Source organism: Cohnella abietis (genome assembly GCF_004295585.1).
Lineage (GTDB): Bacteria > Bacillota > Bacilli > Paenibacillales > Paenibacillaceae > Cohnella > Cohnella abietis.
This window is the reverse complement of record NZ_AP019400.1, coordinates 3,656,151-3,674,125: the sequence shown is the minus strand read 5'-3', so window position 1 is coordinate 3,674,125 and position 17,975 is coordinate 3,656,151. Positions and strand designations below refer to the sequence as shown.

The following is a 17,975-nucleotide window of genomic DNA, read 5'->3' as shown; positions in this document are numbered from 1 at the left end:
AACTCGTTCTCCATTTACTCAACAAAAGGTGATGGAGTCAACGATAGTTCAATATCTTATTTACATTCCGATAAACACATTTCTGCTGAAGGGCCCCCAGTTTGCACCCCCGTAACCCGATCTTCCCTCCAAGTTAACAAAACAAGGAAGCACTACGTATAAGACACCCGTCATTGCATTTACTCTAAAAGTCATGACAAATCTCGTTTTCGAATTGTCGACAGGCGAAATCATTCCCAATTCAGGACGTATTAGGTTAGCTGGCGAAATTGCTTCGCCCATCCCAACGCTGGCAATTCCAACGGGCCCCACATTGCTTCTAATCCAGTAATTGGATATATTTGTTGCTGATGCTAAATCAGTCTGCTGATCGTACATAAGCAATATTTGATTTGGAGCAGTTTGTCTAGCCTCCAGAAGTATGGGATGAGGCATCATCTGTCGGTCGTCCGTAACCGTCGGTAACCTCCCATAAGGTTCGCCAGAATAAGCATATTGGGGCATAAGTGAGTTACTCATTAATCATCCTCCGTTTCAATTTATATAGTCAATTGTCATGGATTAATATATGTAGCACATGGTACTTTGTTGAAAAACTTGTTTGTCTGACTTATGAATGGCTGGTGTTATGCGTCATCGTACTCGGGGATACATCTTCGCAAAGCTTCACAATGTCATGCTTCGATCAAGCTGTACCTTCCGTTAGTCTAGTGACCACTCGCAATAATTTTTTACAACCTATATCTAAAGTGGATCTACACATTAACATCATGGCTCTATTTTATTAACAACGTGGCTCTAACTCATTAATCAAGCGGCTTTGCCAAACCGAAATATTCAAAATGATGCAGCAAAATATTTTACTCAGTTTGCTCTGGATTTAACAACTCGTGATGCCCAAAAAATAGAAACTTCGGATCCGAATTTTAAGGCAGTTAAAAGTTTAGGTAGGCTGTTAGGATTAATAAGTGTAGGAATGACAATTAAAGATTTCTGGGATACATTTAAATATAATGATGGAATTGACAAAATTATTGAGTTTTACTTTATCTGACCTGGATTAGGAGATTACATGACTGGAGAGACAAAAGGTCAATTATTTGCACGATACTTATTTGCTACTGAACGAATTAGGGAACTTCTTGAGGAAGGGAAGGTTACTAAGATTTCAACAGTAATAAGGTGAAAAATAGAAATTATTTTGACCCTGCAGAACTAGATAGATTGAAAAAAGAAAGAAAGAAAGAAAGAATTGCTTTCAATACAATAGGGGGGTGAGATTGGATATCAAAACGACAATGCAACTACTAATTTTTGCGTTAGCAATGAATATTATTGGAGGAATTAGATACAAACTTCTTGATGGAAAAGCAAATGATATAATAGTTGTTCTTTTTTGGGTTAATATCGGAATGTTCATTTTTTCAGTTTTTTACTATGGCTTTTCATTTATTTTATTTATGATCATGGTAGTTTTAAACATATGTTACTATAAAATATATATAAAAATACGTAATCGCGATTAACTTACCATACGGCCAAATGCGAGTGTAACAACTCCATGTGGTTTTCTTTTTTCTTAATTGCAACCCTTACCCAGTGCCGAATGAACCCATTATTCAACCAATAATACATATAAGCCATGGTTCCCTGAATACTGGTATCAAATTGCCTATCCGAATAAAGAGCATCTGAAGTAGTTTTTCAAGATTCTTGAATAATCGAAGGGGTTAGTGAATTTTAGAAATGTTAGTAATGATTAAGGGTTTGTTATATAATAAAGATACCAATCAGTATCTTTAATGTGACATGAAGTGGTTGACAAGGTTTCAATCTTAAAACTTGATAAAATGTTAGATTAGAATAAAGTTCATTCGGAGGTGCTCATGAAAAAAGGAGATCGTACACGCGAACACATCATTATGAAATCGGCAGCAATCTTTAATCAAAGAGGATATGCCGGTACTTCGTTAAACGATATAATTGCCGACACCGGAATTAAGAAAGGGGGCATTTATCGACATTTTACTAGTAAAGACGAGATTGCTCTTGAAGCTTACAATTACGCTGCCAGTTTGGTCTCTAGAAAATTTTCTGAGGCGATCGATCAAGAGCAGTCCGCGTCAGGACGGTTAGTTGCATTTTTTCGTGTTTATGAAGATGTTGTCAACAATCCACCATTTATTGGCGGATGTCCCATGCAGAATACAGCTGTAGAAAGTGACGATACTCATTCGGAGCTTCGTGACCGGGCAAGTCAGGGACTGCATACTGTCTTGGATTTGATGAAAAGTATTATACGTGACGGGATTAATGCTGGGGAGTTTAAGGAAGATCTGGATTCGGATGCGCTTGCTTCATTTGCATTTTCCTTGTTGGAAGGAAGCATTTTGCTCAGCAAGGTGGATAGAGATAACAAGCACATGCAAATGAATACAGCAAACTTCTCGATCTATTTGCAGCAATTTTGCTTAAAGATTCGTTAGTCAGATGTACAAGCAAGTCGAACCGGATCAACAAAGGAAATGGTGTTTGCTCGAGATGGAGCAAAGCGGAATTGGGGGCTAGTCGTAACGCGTATAGAAAAACCAAAACCGCTATAACGGCCAGTCCCCACTTCTGCTAACAATACAGGAGCCATTAGTATGAGCATAGGAGTCGCATTCAGCATGCTGCTTTTTCCGCGCTTGTCGACTATTTCTCCGACCATTCTTGATAGCAATATGGATAAAATAGCTCTGGGAAGTTATTTACCTAGCTATTTTAGCGAAGTGCTCCAAAGTGCGAACCAATTGGGCTGTGTAAGACATTTCGTTATCGTACCAAGCTACGGTTTTCACCAGCTGCTGGTCTCCAACTGTTAGCACTTTTGTTTGGGTGGCATCAAAAAGGGATCCGAATGTCATACCCTTAACATCGGAAGATACGATCTCGTCTTCCGTGTATCCGTAAGTTTCTGGATCAGACGCTTCTTTCATAGCAGCGTTAACTTCCTCAATCGTTACTTTGGAGTTCAATACGGTTACGAGCTCCGTTACGGAACCTGTTGCAACAGGGACACGTTGAGATGCACCATCCAGCTTACCCTTCAGTTCGGGAAGAACGAGGCCAATGGCTTTTGCAGCACCAGTGGAATAGGGAACAATGTTCTCAGAAGCGGCGCGTGCTGCTCGAAAGTCTCCTTTAGGATCCGGAGCGTCAAGTGTATTCTGGTTGCCTGTAAAGGCGTGAATGGTCGTCATTAATCCGGATTGAATGCCAAACTTGTCGTGCAGAGCTTTAGCCATGGGAGCCAGACAGTTTGTTGTACAGGATGCGCCGGAAATAACGGTTTCTGTTCCGTCCAGGGTGTCATGATTCACGTTGTATACGATTGTTTTCATGTCGCCTGTAGCAGGGGCGGAAATGACGACTTTCTTCGCTCCGCCTTTCAAGTGAAGCTCGGCCTTTTCTTTAGTGGTGAAGAAGCCCGTACACTCGAGTACGATTTCAACGCCAAGCTCTTCCCAAGGGATTTCTTCAGGATTACGCTTAGCCAGCACCTTAACTTCTTTGTCGTTAACAGTGAAGCTTCCGTTATGAACTTCGATGTCCCCACGAAAAGTGCCTTGCGTAGTATCGTATTTGAGCAGATGTGCTAACATTTTCGCATTGGTAAGGTCGTTAATTGCCACAACCTCAACTCCCTTAACCTCTTGAATTCGACGAAAAGCGAGTCTTCCGATCCGTCCAAAACCGTTAATGCCAACTTTTATAGTCATTGTAAAATCCCCCTACAAGTTTGATTTATTCCGAACAGTCAGTGCCTGTCATGAAATCAAAAGAAGTCAGCTCTACCATGAACTAATTCCTACGTCCCCTGGGTGGATGGCCCGACGCTAATTCATTCTGTACCGGCTTTTTGCACAAATTAAGATACCGTTCGGTATCTTTTATTATAACATAATTTTAGTTAAAGGCAAGGACGGGAGATTCTCGACGATGAGAGTCAGTCAATTTAAGAGAACAAAGGACTTCAATGAAGAGGAAGGTTATTATTTAGTTCTCAAGGCTTAGTTGGAGTTTTTTCTTGATCACATGCGAGTGTAACCACTCCATGGTTTTTTGTATTGAACGACATCTTAATAAGACCCCACCCAGTGCCGAACTAATCTCTGTGGGTATTTTGTTTGTAATGTCCTTGAACACGTTGATGCACTTGATTTAAGCATTTCAGACCATGCATATTTTTCTTTAGATGAAAAGAAGATACTTTCAGTAAAAAAGTTTGCTTTGAAAAACAGTGAACTTGTCGGAAAACATCTTTATAAATTAACTAATGAAAGGAATCCGACATTTGTTTCTGAGTCAATAAAAAGCAGAATTGAGTCCTCTAACATTACTGGATGCGATTTATTAAAAGTAAAAATGACTTAAAAAACTAACGGATGGCGATACAAGCCACGACTTCCAAGACAAGAGAGACTTTATCGTGAATGTAAGCTGAGTTGCGACTTGGCCGGAAGAATAAGAATAGATGGAAAGACAGTGTGTCTGGTCAAACACGAGGTACCGCATCGAGAAGCAGATATCAAAATAAGGATGGAAAGTTACCAAGGTTGGAGTTAGATAAGGGGTGTGAAGATATGGATAAAATTATTGAAAACAAGGTTTTAGAAACCAATATCGCCAATATTTATTCAATAAAATCAGATTTGTTGAATAATAAATACCATATTGCTGAAATTAGTGGGGCGTATATTCAAACATGGGAAGAGTATGTCACGGAGATACAATCGAAATTTATATTCCCAACAGCTTGCATAGACAGCATGGATAGATACCTTGACTGGATAAGGGATTTAGATTGGTTGGGTAAGGATGGTTATGCACTAATCATTTACGATTTTTCTGAATTTCTTAAAAATGCTCCTAAACTAAAGCAAGAAATTGTAGCAGACTTCACAGATATAATTCTACCGTTTTGGCAGGAGGAAGTAGAGGAAGTTGTTGTAGGAGCTAAAGCCAAAGCTTTTATGGTCTACTTAGTTGATTAAGAATAACAGCAGCGAAGACGATGCTGTCCGTCGGAGCAATAAAAGGCATCGAATTCGGTGAAACGTGAAGTGAATCCAAGATCAAGCATTTTGGAATATCGAGATCCGGTTTAATAGCTGCAAATCCTAAAAGATTATTAGATAGTTCATCTAATGCTACATAAATTCCTTGTTTTTGTTCTAACAAACCGCTATAAGATTCTTTCCGGTTCAAAATACATAAATTTCCAATAATCTCTATTTCTTCAAAGTTTTGATGAACTGATTAAGTTTATTGGCGGAAAACAATAGTAGGGATGGTGCTGCTAAATGCAATCAGTCGTTCTAATTGGAAATAGTAGTTTCACATTAGACTTAATTAAAAATATTCCCCACCATGGAAGTATTGCTAATTACACAGTAAGTAATGCTAGATATGTTGTTGAGTACCCGGACGGCCATTTATATTTTGATTTTAGTGAACAATTATCTACCCACTTTGATATAAATGAGCTAAAGAAAATACCTTACGGCAGTCCTAATTTTATATTATTGACGTTTACTTCAAAAGAATTATTGAGAAAAGTTTTGTTGAAAGGTAATTTAAGAAATATTTATGTCGATGATGACCATGGTGAAATCGTTCCAGTAGAAAAATTCATGAAAACGCTCTAATAACAATTGAACCACATGCGAGAGTAACAACCGATTGTCATCCGACAGGCAAAGGACGACATAATCGCATCAAGGCTTACCAGCGCCGACACTATTTCAAACGTAATCGAGAATGCTACAAAGCTGGTATTTTAATTGAATGCAATCGACTCCGCCTGCCGTGCTAAAAAGTTCAACCACTAATTCATATATTGAGCCTTTTTTGTTGACAAAAGATACATTCCTGTCTATTATTTAAACAATTGTTTCAAACGGTTGTTTAATTAGAGAAAAGGAGTTATTAGAAATGAAAAACGCAATACAAGCTTTTATGAAACGCCCAACGACTTGGGTTGGTTTAATTACGGCAATAATGTTCCAGGTTATTTTCTCGGTCATTTGGATGACAGGCTACAACGGGGTTACAGATCGTATAGACCAATTGAAAATTGCCGTTGTCAACGAGGATCAGCAAATGGGGCAACAAATTACGGCTGGCTTGCTACAAAACTTACCTTTCGATATGCGGAAAATTGACAGCGTTGCTGAGGCTAAGCAGCAGCTTGATGGGCGCGACATTCAAATGGTCGTCGTGGTACCAGCCGATTTTACTCAGAAAGCAACAGCTGCAGACGGGACCGCTTCTATTCAATATCTTATTAATGAGTCCAATCCGGCACTTATCAAAAGCATCATGAGCGGCGCAGCAGCGCAAATTACGGCGCAAGTGAACGGGCAGGCAATTGCAGGTGGCATCCAAACCGTGCTTGGCAATATGAACCTTCCTGCCGATCAGGCTGCCGCTGCAGCGCAAAGCTTGTCACAGCGAGTGACGTCAGATATCCATTCCACGAACGTGGTTAAAGGCATGAACAATCAGATGGTTCCAATGATGATGGTGCTTGCATCATACGTTGGTGCGATGATTATGGGGATGAACTTTGAACAGTCGTACTTGGCTATAAGTGGTACGGTTAGCAGATGGCGCCGTTTCGGTGCAAGAAGCGTACTCAATGGAATTGCCGCGGTAGTCGTCTCGCTTGTCGGCTCAACGCTGCTTGCGTCTTTTGGCGGTCAAATGGCCGGCGGATTCCTTCATATCTGGTTATTCCAATTGCTGTTCATGCTCACTTTCATATTTGTATCCCAGCTCTTCTTATACCTGTTCGGAATGGCAGGCATGCTGTTTAATATTATTTTGTTATCTGCGCAGCTGGTTACTTCGGGTGCAATCGTTCCGCGCGAGCTGCTGTCAAACTTCTTTATCAATCTTGGCGATGCCCTTCCTGCAACCTATGCGGTAGAAGGTACGATGAATATTTTATTCGGAGGTCCGGCTGCTAATTCTGATGCCTATAAGCTTGTCATTATCGCAGTCATTGCCATTGCAATCAGCATATTGGCTGTAGCAGTTAAGAAAGATACAGCCGGCACTGCATCAGCAGCAGCCTAGTGTTGCCGTAGCAGGTCAAAGACGATAATTTAGCCAAGTTTCTTGCAGTTTATGCTAGTATGAATGAAAATATAAGAAATATGCTTCTATGGGGGATCGTTATGACATTAGGAGACACGGATATAAAAATAAGAATCTTGTTAGCAGCCAAGAAGCTGTTCGCCCAGTACGGATTCGAAAAAACAACCGTTAGGCAGATATGCGAGGAAGCTGGCGTTAACATCGCCCTTGTCTCCTACCATTTTGGCGGGAAAGAAAATATGTTTGGAGCATTATTCGATCATTTCTTTCCTAACGATCAGTTGTCCAAAATAGATCCGACTTTGGATCCTGCTGGGGGAGTTAGGCTCATAGTGAGCGAAGTGACCAAATTTCGTTACAACGATTACCAGCTAATTGGGATCATTCAGCAGGAAATCATTATGGATACTGAACGCATTCAGAAAATTCGCCAGCATGTCATGCCGATCTGGCTGCGACTGCGGAGTTGGCTCGAGCAAGGGAGAGAGCAGGGGATATTCCAGTTCCATTCCTTGGATACGGCTTTAATGTCGATCGTAGGTACATTATTGTTCCATAGGCATACGAAATACTGGTCTACCTTGTTTGAAAACACGCAACCGCCAATGGAAGATATGATTGAGGATATGACCGTATTCATATTGGGCGGACTGCAATATAAGCTGAATAGGCTTTAATGGATACTGTGCGTGAGGTAACAAAACAGGCAGACGATGGGGGCAACCGTCTTCTGCTTGTTTTTGCATTGGAGAAACTATTGATCCTTTGCTTCTGCGATCACTTCTGCCTGCACAGGAGGAAGCGGATTGCGTTTGATTGTGACCTCTTGGAACAAGATCTTGTTGGAAATGAAATAATCCGGCGTCTTGCGATGGGAATGGAACTCGCGGAACGCTTAGCTTCTAGTCCACGCTTGGATATCATCCATTGAATTCCAGTTAGTAACGACCGAAACCTCATCATATTCCGCTGTATTTTGCTTGAGCAAAACCTCTAAGCCTAAAAAACCTTCCATGCCCTCTACTTAGCCAATTCTGTCGAAACGCTCGATAAGCTTATCGCCGTTGCCGTTCCCTTATATTAGATCTGTTCGTAACAATAATCATCGTTGCATCCTCCTCATAATTTTTAGGTATAGGAATAATAACAGGGTAATTGTACTCAAAGCTGGCCTTCGCTTCAATTTCATATACCTGCCGTAAGGGTCGTGTAGCTGACGAGCAAATCATAGGACTGTCCTCGAAATCTTTTTGCAAGCGCAATAGGGACTTGGTGTAAATATGGGAAACAAGTATTAAATGAGTTTAATACAGTGATGAATAAAAGGGATATTAACTTAGGAATATTAAAGTATCTAAAATTGATGTCATTTTGGAAAAGAAGGGGATTAATAGAAATGGCTAAATAGATTATGCTAGATCATAAAGAAGTAATCGTATAAGATCAAGAAAATTTAGTGGATTGTGATTGGAAAATTAGGGGGTTAGACATGAATACTGAACAAATGTATTTGGAAAGTGCAAAAAAACAATTTCTTTACTACAAAACATTAGGAGAAGCAGCTATTAATCAAGTCGATTCAGAACAGTTATTTGAGACTTTTAATGACGATTCTAATAGCATCGCAACTATAGTAAAACACTTGTGGGGAAATATGCTTTCAAGGTGGACAGATTTTTTAATCAGTGACGGAGAAAAGTCTTGGAGAGATAGAGATTCGGAATTTGAGAATGATATTGAAACGAAAGATGAGCTTTTAAAGAAATGGGACGAAGGCTGGACATGTCTACTGAATGCAATAGATTCCATTACAACTGATCAATTATTACAAATTGTGTATATTCGCAATGAAGGACATACAATTATTGAGGCCATTAATAGACAGTTAGCACATTATCCATATCACGTCGGACAGATTGTTTATGCTGCAAAAATGTTAAATAAGAGTAGCTGGAAAAGCCTATCTGTTCCAAAGAATGGCTCTAAACAATATAATAACGATAAATTCTCAAAAGAAAGAGCTATAAAAAATTTTATAGATGAAGAACTGAACAAATCGAAATAAATTATTAACGGTACTTGCCAATAATCACTTCAAATATTTGTGTGTACAAAAAGCTAATTGTGCCGTTCGGTGGCATTACAGAGTAGACCAAAGGTACAATCCTATAGCTCAAAGCAACAAAAAGCAACTGAGAGTAATTAGTTGCTTTTTGTTGCTTCCTTGTTTGAATACACGTACTTTTTAAGTGTTGTCCAGTTTAATTCCTTGCATTGAATCTGTCATTCGAAAGGAAGCAATAACTCACATTCCGTTAGGTATCTTCCGGATTTCTAAAAGAAAGTCTATCTTTTGATTCCAGCTGTTCGAATGCAGTGTTCGCAGTGTGATATGACCTGAAAGGGGAGATGATGCTCGATCTATTACCCGGACGAAAGCTTGTGGATTTACGTGCATATGCCGAGCACCATCCGGATTCCTGTGCTGACACCTTGTACAGTTGTGATGGACTTATCACACATGGATCAGCGAATGTTTTCCAAAGGCTTTTCGAATCGCCGATCGCTTTAACGTATATGGCTATATGATAGAGGCTCTCAATTCTAAGGGGTGCATTTCATTACGCTCTGCAGGCTTTTTTTATCGAGGAAAGAATTGGTACAGAATTAAAAGAGCCCCTTCATGGCAGATCATGAGGGGGGGATACTTAAGTTGATGTAACGGATATATAGCATCATGTCATCAGGCTGCCGAAGGCTCAAGCCGGGTTTTATGGGGAAAATTTATATTAGCGGATATTTGTCAGTGTAAAAGTAAAAAGCGAAGAACGAACCTAAATCTAGGCAACTGCATAGTGTGAAAAAGAGTGATATTTCAGATCTGCGGAGGTTATGTGATGAGTTATCAATATCCAGCAACTCAAGAACGAGTTCTGTACCACGCGGACCCTAACGTAGTTACTACTTTAAGGTCAATTCGGGATCGTGTATATCAAATATCCAGCACGCATTTAAATCAACGAGTACATGTTCAGACCCTAGACGGTAATACCTACGAAGGTGTAATTGTACATGTCGATAGTAGACACGTTTGTATAAGGGTTTCACAACCATCAGGACAACGTGCCTTCTTTGGTCCTAGTGAGGCGGCGATTCTTACTTTAGTGCTCTTCGAATTGCTTGTTATCGTTTTGTTGGCATGAATACTGTTAAGGTAACTAGATTTAAGTAAATTGAACCGATACGTACTAGCTTTGTAATTACAGTAACTGTTCAGCTATCGGGCAGTAGAGCATTGTAGCCTTTGGTGTTGTTTAAGCCATGGTCATAATTGATTTTACTAGCAGTAATTGCTATTATAGGAAGTAATTTAGAACTTATATGTGACTGGCGAAGCATGGGGATCCATGAGGAAGCATATAAGTTGGAGCCGTACGCCTGGGCAGAGGTAAGGGGAATTTCCCCTTACCTCTTTATGTTTACTCGAGAGGAGCAAGAGCAGTGAAAACAGTTCAACAAGATTTGTTTGAAAATCCATATCCCGGAAGAACGCTTATCGTAGGAATGACTCCTTCCGGGTCGCATTATGTACAGGTGTATTGGATTATGGGGAGAAGCACGAACAGCCGCAACCGCGTCTTTGAACTGGATGGATGGAGCGTAAAGAACAAAGCACTTGATCCCGCACAAATGGAAGATCCATCACTAATTATTTATTATCCTATTCGACATTGGGAGAACGTGCACATTGTCTCGAATGGTGATCAAACTGATACTATCTATGATGGGTTGCAGCATAACCGGACCTTCGAACAATCGTTAATGCTTCGAGAGTTTGAACCTGACGCTCCACACTTTACACCGAGAATTTCAGCCGTGATTAACACAGACCTTAAACAGTACAGTTTGTCGATTTTAAAAACACATGAAAACGACCCTTCAGTTTGCTTACGTAATAGTTATCAATACAGCAAGTTTAAGAGTGGCATTGGTCACTGCATTCACACGTATAACTCTGAGCAGAATGGTGTACTAAAGCCATTTGAAGGTGATCCTTTCGAAGTACCACTATTCGATTCAAATAATGAAATAGCAGACTTTTACTGGGAACGTATCAATGCTGAAAACAAAATCGCATTGTTGGTAAAGTTTATTAATGTTTCAAATCAAGATATTCAATTCCAAATTCGAAATAAGCATTCAACTAACGGGACACTATAGCTCAATAAGCAACTAGAACGAGGCTGTCGGCAAGGATCGGCAGTCTCGTTGCGCTAACAGGGAGGATAGTTTAGTTATTCCTTGAATACTACAATGAGTGAATAGAATTTACGAAGATTTTTGAAAACCAGAATCTCATTTGAGGTGTAGTTTATTTTGGAGAACTTACAGTTTTTATTTAAGGACCCAATAACTCAACAATCAGAATTAAGCCCTGGATACGATGATCATGCAAGTGATGTGTGGCTTGTAAAAACAGAGAATGAAGAGGTTGTTGTCCGAACAACAAGAATGTTAGAGAGACCTAATAATGACTTTTGGTATGGATGTAATAAGTTGTTCGGGGTTGACCCAAGAAATGTCCATGAGATGGAGTATATTAATAACACCTTGAGAAAGTTCAGCACTATTCCTATTCCTAAAGTAATAAGAAAAGGAAGCATGAACGAAAGACAATTTGTTGTTGTAGAAAAACTAGAAGGGGGAGTTTGTCGTTCTTTTGACGATCAGCCACAATCATTAATTGAAAGTTTAGGCGAGGGAATAGCAAGTATACATAAATATAAATCCGATTATGTAGGAACAGCTTCAGGTAGGTTCAGAACACCTATAAAGAATTTCCATGATGAGTTAATTGCTACCATAAGTGAGTTGGCTAGAATTTATTACAAAAATGACATACAAGCACAAAAGTTACTCCCTAAAATGATAGATATGCTTAAGGCTTTACCTACTCCAACTCACTCGTCATTTGTTCTAGTCGATATGGACCCTTCACAATTTATTACTAATAGTGAAGTAATCACAGGTCTCGTTGACACAGAAGTGTATGTATTAGGTCCAAGGGAATTAGATTTCATTGGTCTGGAATATTTAATGAATAAGCATTCCGCGGATATATTTAAAAATGCTTATCATAAACATTTATCTCTACCTGATTTGGAGTTGTATAGAGTCCCATATCGCTTCTTTTATCGTTTACTAAGAGTTCAAGGTAGCGTAGATTGGGACGAATGGTTAAATCACCCTAAGTTATTTTAATTGATCATTCTTGTGGTACTCTCGTTTTATTCAACTAAAGGGGAACTATAGCTCAATAAACAACCAGAACGAGGCTACCGACATGGATCGGTAGCCTCGTTGAGCTAACTGGCAGTTTAGCGCAACTTTCCATTATTTGGTGTCGTATAAGAAGTGAAAAGGATAACGGCTATAGAGTGAAGAGTGAGAAACTTTTAGGGAGTGAACAAATGTGAGGATGAATTCTATAAACACTAGAATATTGATTGGTATGATTTTTTTCGTTTGTGTAGTGGCAGGTGCAGTGGCGTTCCAAAGCACTTTTGCTAAAAGCGCAATTAATCAGAGCCCCACAAATCCTCCTAACTATCCCGAAAATGAAATTGGGCAGACATACGGTTCTGCTGAAGAAGCCACTCCCGTTGAAATGCTACCTGACTTAATCCATGTAGGAAGTGTTAATGGTCTTGCAGGATATGTGCTGAAAAAAGATTATCTCGGTGAACTTGGTCGTGATGTCCAATTGTATGATGCTGATGGGAAAACCATAATTGGTTCTTTTCATATTGGCGCTAAGAATATGGACTATCCTAAAAATAAAAACGGACAGACATACGGTTCTGTCGCAAATGCTACGTCTCCAGAAACGGAACCTGAATTAATCAATGCTATAGGTTTGGATGGCACACAAGGATATGTGCTGAAAAAAGACATAGACGGTGAGCAACCAAAATCACCCGAGGAAGCCATTGCGATACAGAACAGTAGATCACCAGGTGGTCGTGATATTCCGCTGTATGACGTTGATGGTGAAACCGTAATTGGTGTATTTCATGTTGGAGGAAAGTGAAATATAGAATGTTCAAGAGCTATGCTAACGAGGAACTATACCACAATAATCATCGGGAAAAGGCAGTTTAGTGCAATAGTTTACTTGCCTGTATCCTTTTAAAAGAGGTGACGTTAAGCTTGGAGAGAAATAAAATTGAAGTTTTCTTCAGAAAAAAGGTAAGAATTATAACGACGTCTGGAGCAGTATATTTGGATACATCCTTGATTGGAGCCCTGATGGACAAGACTTCATCGAGATTGAAGAATTGGAACCGTATTCTGCGGGAGTTATGGATATCAACATAATAAAGAGCATTATCAGAGTTAATTTACAATAAATTGTTCAAGCTATTAAGCTGAAGGGGAACAATAGCTCAATAAACAACCAGAACGAGGCTGCCGACATGGATCGGTAGCCTCGTTGAGCTGGGCGGGTTAGTTTAAAAATAAAAAGCATACTGTAAGAATCCGTAAATGGTAATTTTAAGAAAATACTTGAAAAGGGATTAGTTGGGCTGATTTATCCTAAAATTGTAATTATGATGATGGTGAAGTAGACCGTTTTTACCCGAATAAAAAACAAAAATATATGTGGCACTTTTGGGGGAAACCTGAAGAACTAAAGGTTCATTAAAACTAATGGGTATTAGCAAAGAATCAGAAGAAAAAACCACTGTAATTGAAGCCTTAGAATTAGGTGGACCTAATAATGGAGCTGACGGACACACTCCTTTACAAATGTCATTACCTTCACCTGGTTTTTGGAGATTAGATGCTTATTTCGGTAATAAATTTTTTGATAGTATTACGGTTCAAGTACACGATCTAAAATGAATAATTATCGTTACGCTCCCTCGAAATGATTCAGTATCTTCACTCTGACTTATTGGTTTCTGAATTCTAGTACATATCGGAACAAGGGCATAAACGTCACGAATGAGATGGAGAGAGGGGATGTTCGGGGAATAATCACCATCTCATTACCAACAAAACAAAGTTATCCGCGTCTGGATGCACCGATCGAGGATATTATCGGTTTCTCCTACGTACGCCGATTTAATCTAATCACCTACACAGGAAAGCCGCGCTTCGGACAAAACTGCGTCACAATTTCTCCACAAATCTGCACTTTAGGCATTAATGCACTTTGAGTATAATTGCACTTTGGGCAACCATATGTTAAGTTATTGTCATCCCAATCAGACGAATGAGAGCGAGGTGTAAAAATCCGTGGAGAAGCACAGTCTGCGCTATATCAAAAAGGAGGCGACAGCCCACGCCCTGTCAGAGGCGGCATTTCAGCTAGCGCTCGAACGCGGACTGGACGGCTTTGTCGTGGACGAAATCGCCCAGCGCGCCGGTTATTCCCGCAGGACGTTTGCCAATCACTTTACGTGCAAGGAGGAAGCCGTCGCGATGGCTGCCTTCCCTTCCGACGATATGGCCGGCGCGGAAGAAATGATTACGGAATTACCCGAGGGCGCCACACCGCTGGATGTGCTACACCACTGGCTGAAGGCGCAGTTCACCGCGGATCTGTTCCGGAGAATGCGCGACCTGATGTCGTTATCCATACGATATCCCACGTTGGATCCGTATATTCTCAGCACCTTCCGTCGGCTGCAAACGGCGGCCCGCGAGACGATCAGCTTTCATTTTCAAGGACGTTTTTCGGTAGGATACAGCCACTTGCTCATTGGCGCAGTATACGGAGCGATCCTCCCCGTCATCGACGGAAGTCTCCAGATCCTGCTGCCCGGCGATTCTCCCAAGGAAACACCGGAAGTAGTTACCTTCGGCGAATATTTGGATACAATCTTCGACTATTTGCGTAACGGCTTCTGATATTAGATTAAAAAAGGAGTGCCATACTGCCATGTCAACGTTTCTGTACAAAATAGGTAAAGCTGCCTACGACAAGCCCTGGGCCATCATTTCAAGCTGGATTGTGATCCTGGGCATCGTCGTAGCGATGATTGGCGTCAACGGGCTTAACATCAGCTCGGAGATGAAGCTGGAGGGCACCGAATCTCAAAAGGTTCTCGACAAGCTGGTGCAGGAGCTGCCGCAAGCGGCTGGCGGCCAAGCGAGCGTCGTATTCGCCGCTGCGCAAGGTGAGCGCCTCGATACGCCAGAGCGTCTGGCGAAAATCACCGAAGCGATCAACAAAGTCTATGCGCTGGAATATGTGATTAATCCCGCCGAGCTGGTAGCCGCTGCCGCCCAAGGCGGAGTTTCCGCGGATGGCGACCAGGCCGCACAAGCGGCGACACAAACTGAAGGCGCTCAAAGCGGGAAAGCCGAGCAAGCCTCACCGGAATCGGCGCCCGCCGAAATGCCGCCTTACATGCCGCTGATGATCGACAACGTGCCGGTGCCGGGCGTACTGATCGCCACCGACGGTAGCGTCGCCCTGTTTCAATTCCAGTTTACCGTCATGCAAACTTCCTTGCCGAAGGGTGTCACGGATTCCGTAGTCGAAGCGGTTAAGGACGTCGAGAAAGATCCCGGCATTGCCGTGCTGCCGAGCGATTCTCTAAATGTCGTCGACATCCCGGTCGGCACCAACGAAATCTACGGCTTAGTCATAGCTGCCATTGTACTCGTCGTTACGTTGGGCTCCATCGTTGCGGCCGGTCTGCCGCTGGTCGTCGCGTTGTTCGGCGTGGCGATCGGGGTCGGAGGCGCATTCGCAATCTCAAGCTTCGTCACCATGAGCTCAATTACGCCGGTACTGGCGCTGATGATCGGTCTGGCCGTTGGTATCGACTATGCGCTCTTTATTGTCAACCGCCAGCGCCGCCTTATTCTGGATCAGGGACTGTCGGCTCGCGAAGCGGCTGCCCGAGCGGTCGGCACCGCCGGAAGCGCGGTATTTTTCGCCGGGTTGACGGTTATCATCGCTCTATGCGGCTTACTCATTATCGAAATTTCGTTCCTGAGCTTGATGGCACTCGTTGCTTCGGTGACCGTGTTCCTCAATGTGCTCATCGCGCTCACGCTGCTGCCAGCGCTGCTTGGTCTGATGGGGGAACGCATCTGCTCCAGCAAAGCGCGCGAGAAAATCCGTTCCAAGTCGGCTGACAAGCACGGAGTCGCTGACCGCTATGTCAAAGGCGTCGTCAAATACCGCTGGCTGGTTATCCTGGGCGTGATTGTCATTCTCGGTTTCGCGGCGATTCCGGCCACCGAAATGCGAATGGGCATGCCTAACGGATCGACCGCGAATCTGGATACGCCTCAACGCCAAAGCTATGACGCGATATCCAAGGGCTTTGGGGAAGGCTTCAACGGGCCGTTGCTGATTGTCGCGGAACCGAAGAATCCTACGGGTACCATTTCGCCGGAAATGTTGGGTGGTCTCGTTCAGGATATTCAGAAGGTGCAGGATGTGTCAGTCGTCTCACCGCTCGGGTTGAACCAGGAAGGAAACATAGCCATTCTGAGCCTCATTCCGAAGACAGGCCCGACAGACACGGCGACCCGGGATCTCGTGCAGGATTTGCGCGCTGCCGATTCGACAATTGCCAAAACCTACGATGTAACACTTGGAGTGACGGGGTTCACGGCGATCAACATCGATATGTCATCCAAGCTAGCGGAAGTGTTCCCGATCTATATCGTTATCATTGTCATCCTATCACTCATCATTCTGCTGCTCGTTTTCCGCTCGATTCTTGTGCCGATTAAAGCGACGGTAGGATTCCTGCTCAGCATTCTGGCGACGTATGGCATTTCCACTGCCGTATTTCAATGGGGCTGGTTGAGCAATCTGTTCGGGTTCGACACCGGCGGACCCATCATGAGCTTCATGCCAATCCTGGCAACCGGGATCCTGTACGGTCTGGCTATGGACTACCAGGTGTTCCTCGTTTCGTCCATGCGCGAGGCGCACGTCCATGGACACCGGGGCGTGAATAGTGTGATTCACGGCTACGACCAATCCAGCCGTGTTGTCGTGGCTGCCGCCATCATCATGGTGTCCGTTTTTGCAGGGTTTATTTTCACTCACGACATTATGATCAAACAAATCGGCTTTGCACTGGCCATCGGCATCCTGATCGATGCGTTCCTGGTGCGGATGGCGCTTGTCCCCGCCGTCATGGCACTCTTCGGAGACAAGGCGTGGGCACTGCCCAAATGGCTGGACCGTATCCTGCCGAACCTGGACGTCGAAGGCGACAAACTGATCGCCCAGCTCAACGCCCAGGATGCGGTTGCCTCGAAACAAGAGAACTGATCAAAAGAAAACGCCGTCGCGGTATGTCTGCTTTCGCAGGCAAAACCGTCGCGGCGTTTGTTTTAACATATAAAGTATAAAATGTGTTCCAAGTTAATCACCGCCCTATGATCTTCACAATCGAAGAAGGACTGCGTGAGGTTTTCCTGAAGAACCGAGAGATGCAGAAGGAGCATTTTGAGAAGAAACATAAAGTGATACAAGGAGTCATTGCCGGTTTACATACGTTTGGATCTTGGGAACAAGTCGTATTTCGGTACCACGATAAAACGGATGATAGGGATAAAGAAGAACAACTAACCGTGGAAGAGTTTATTTCACGGCTTATTCGTCATATTCCGGATGAGCAATTAAAGAAGTGCCAATAAAATTGGTCTGCAAGTTTTAAGATGGCTTGTCCGGTGCAATGACACAGAGCTAGCATTAGGTGAGACAGTAGATGCTGGAGGAAATAGAGTAGCGGGCCCGTTCATCCGGGAGCGGAAGCTGTTCGCCAACTATTTTCGGAGGCGAAGATCGG

At 42.5% G+C, this 17,975-nt stretch carries 18 protein-coding genes, 4 pseudogenes and 1 riboswitch; of the genes and pseudogenes, 17 read left to right on the top strand and 5 right to left on the bottom strand.

Annotation, left to right across the window (positions count from 1 at the left end; genetic code table 11):
- Positions 1-60 precede the first annotated feature (60 nt).
- Positions 61-504: a hypothetical protein gene (locus KCTCHS21_RS15920; protein WP_130616543.1), complete on the bottom strand. Its 444-nt coding sequence runs from the start codon at positions 502-504 to the stop codon at positions 61-63.
- A gap of 316 nt (positions 505-820) precedes the next feature.
- On the opposite strand from KCTCHS21_RS15920, the gene KCTCHS21_RS15915 reads away from it, so the two are divergent.
- The 3 genes from KCTCHS21_RS15915 (at position 821) to KCTCHS21_RS15905 (ending at position 2,486) form a co-directional block, all read left to right on the top strand.
- The gene (locus tag KCTCHS21_RS15915; RefSeq protein WP_130610196.1) at positions 821-1,054 is read left to right on the top strand and encodes a hypothetical protein; all 234 of its coding nucleotides are present in this window, start codon (positions 821-823) and stop codon (positions 1,052-1,054) included.
- A gap of 226 nt (positions 1,055-1,280) precedes the next feature.
- Positions 1,281-1,526 carry a hypothetical protein gene (locus KCTCHS21_RS15910; RefSeq protein ID WP_130610193.1) on the top strand — a complete coding sequence of 82 codons (246 nt, stop codon included), beginning with the start codon at positions 1,281-1,283 and terminating at the stop codon, positions 1,524-1,526.
- 360 nt (positions 1,527-1,886) lie between these two features.
- On the top strand, positions 1,887-2,486 hold the full coding sequence (locus KCTCHS21_RS15905; RefSeq protein WP_130610190.1) for a TetR/AcrR family transcriptional regulator: 600 nt from the start codon (positions 1,887-1,889) through the stop codon (positions 2,484-2,486).
- Here KCTCHS21_RS15905 and KCTCHS21_RS31165 read toward each other — a convergent pair.
- Together KCTCHS21_RS31165 and gap are read right to left on the bottom strand one after the other, a co-directional pair.
- Positions 2,483-2,710, bottom strand: coding sequence for a hypothetical protein (locus KCTCHS21_RS31165; protein ID WP_130610187.1), 228 nt, complete (start codon positions 2,708-2,710; stop codon positions 2,483-2,485). The two genes, KCTCHS21_RS15905 and KCTCHS21_RS31165, sit on opposite strands and share 4 nt — an antisense overlap.
- Positions 2,711-2,750: 40 nt before the next feature.
- Positions 2,751-3,761 carry a type I glyceraldehyde-3-phosphate dehydrogenase gene (gap, locus tag KCTCHS21_RS15895; RefSeq protein ID WP_130610184.1) on the bottom strand — a complete coding sequence of 337 codons (1,011 nt, stop codon included), beginning with the start codon at positions 3,759-3,761 and terminating at the stop codon, positions 2,751-2,753.
- Between the two features lie 412 nt (positions 3,762-4,173).
- Here gap and KCTCHS21_RS32110 point away from each other — a divergent pair.
- Both KCTCHS21_RS32110 and KCTCHS21_RS15890 read left to right on the top strand, forming a co-directional pair.
- Positions 4,174-4,416: pseudogene (locus KCTCHS21_RS32110) on the top strand (imm11 family protein); the annotation flags it as partial.
- Positions 4,417-4,625: 209 nt separating this feature from the next.
- Entirely contained in the window at positions 4,626-5,036 is a 411-nt protein-coding gene (locus KCTCHS21_RS15890) for a barstar family protein (protein WP_130610181.1), read from the top strand.
- On the opposite strand, the gene KCTCHS21_RS31160 is transcribed toward KCTCHS21_RS15890, so the two are convergent.
- Positions 5,014-5,250, bottom strand: coding sequence for a hypothetical protein (locus tag KCTCHS21_RS31160; RefSeq protein WP_130610178.1), 237 nt, complete (start codon positions 5,248-5,250; stop codon positions 5,014-5,016). The genes KCTCHS21_RS15890 and KCTCHS21_RS31160 overlap by 23 nt on opposite strands.
- A gap of 95 nt (positions 5,251-5,345) precedes the next feature.
- Here KCTCHS21_RS31160 and KCTCHS21_RS15880 point away from each other — a divergent pair, with 95 nt between their 5' ends.
- The 3 genes from KCTCHS21_RS15880 to KCTCHS21_RS15870 all read left to right on the top strand — a co-directional run bounded on the left by KCTCHS21_RS15880 (position 5,346) and on the right by KCTCHS21_RS15870 (position 7,820).
- Positions 5,346-5,690 (top strand): hypothetical protein, encoded by a 345-nt coding sequence (locus KCTCHS21_RS15880; protein ID WP_130610175.1) that lies wholly within the window; start codon positions 5,346-5,348, stop codon positions 5,688-5,690.
- A gap of 286 nt (positions 5,691-5,976) precedes the next feature.
- Positions 5,977-7,122, top strand: coding sequence for a YhgE/Pip domain-containing protein (locus tag KCTCHS21_RS15875; RefSeq protein WP_130610172.1), 1,146 nt, complete (start codon positions 5,977-5,979; stop codon positions 7,120-7,122).
- A gap of 59 nt (positions 7,123-7,181) precedes the next feature.
- The gene (locus KCTCHS21_RS15870; RefSeq protein WP_130610169.1) at positions 7,182-7,820 is read left to right on the top strand and encodes a TetR/AcrR family transcriptional regulator; all 639 of its coding nucleotides are present in this window, start codon (positions 7,182-7,184) and stop codon (positions 7,818-7,820) included.
- Between the two features lie 77 nt (positions 7,821-7,897).
- On the opposite strand, the pseudogene isdG reads toward KCTCHS21_RS15870, so the two are convergent.
- Positions 7,898-8,249: pseudogene (gene isdG / locus KCTCHS21_RS15865) on the bottom strand (heme oxygenase).
- A gap of 383 nt (positions 8,250-8,632) precedes the next feature.
- Between isdG and KCTCHS21_RS15860 the strand changes: the two are divergent.
- The 9 genes and pseudogenes from KCTCHS21_RS15860 to KCTCHS21_RS15825 form a co-directional block, all read left to right on the top strand.
- Positions 8,633-9,208 carry a DUF1572 family protein gene (locus tag KCTCHS21_RS15860; RefSeq protein ID WP_130610166.1) on the top strand — a complete coding sequence of 192 codons (576 nt, stop codon included), beginning with the start codon at positions 8,633-8,635 and terminating at the stop codon, positions 9,206-9,208.
- 326 nt (positions 9,209-9,534) lie between these two features.
- A pseudogene (locus tag KCTCHS21_RS31155) lies at positions 9,535-9,743 on the top strand (transposase); the annotation flags it as partial.
- A 773-nt stretch (positions 9,744-10,516) separates the two neighbouring features.
- Positions 10,517-10,594, top strand: a riboswitch (ZMP/ZTP riboswitch).
- A 50-nt stretch (positions 10,595-10,644) separates the two neighbouring features.
- A complete protein-coding gene (locus tag KCTCHS21_RS15855; protein WP_232057853.1) occupies positions 10,645-11,364 on the top strand; it encodes an IMP cyclohydrolase in 720 nt (239 codons plus the stop codon).
- A gap of 156 nt (positions 11,365-11,520) precedes the next feature.
- Positions 11,521-12,405, top strand: a complete 885-nt coding sequence (locus KCTCHS21_RS15850) for a phosphotransferase (protein WP_130610163.1) — start codon at positions 11,521-11,523, stop codon at positions 12,403-12,405.
- 217 nt (positions 12,406-12,622) lie between these two features.
- A complete protein-coding gene (locus tag KCTCHS21_RS15845) occupies positions 12,623-13,234 on the top strand; it encodes a hypothetical protein (protein ID WP_130610160.1) in 612 nt (203 codons plus the stop codon).
- A gap of 620 nt (positions 13,235-13,854) precedes the next feature.
- Positions 13,855-14,049, top strand: coding sequence for a hypothetical protein (locus KCTCHS21_RS15840; RefSeq protein WP_130610158.1), 195 nt, complete (start codon positions 13,855-13,857; stop codon positions 14,047-14,049).
- Positions 14,050-14,445: 396 nt separating this feature from the next.
- On the top strand, positions 14,446-15,060 hold the full coding sequence (locus KCTCHS21_RS15835) for a TetR/AcrR family transcriptional regulator (RefSeq protein WP_130610155.1): 615 nt from the start codon (positions 14,446-14,448) through the stop codon (positions 15,058-15,060).
- A gap of 31 nt (positions 15,061-15,091) precedes the next feature.
- A complete protein-coding gene (locus tag KCTCHS21_RS15830; RefSeq protein ID WP_130610152.1) occupies positions 15,092-17,455 on the top strand; it encodes an MMPL family transporter in 2,364 nt (787 codons plus the stop codon).
- 80 nt (positions 17,456-17,535) lie between these two features.
- Positions 17,536-17,811 (top strand): annotated as a pseudogene (locus KCTCHS21_RS15825) (transposase); the annotation flags it as partial.
- Positions 17,812-17,975: the final 164 nt, after the last annotated feature.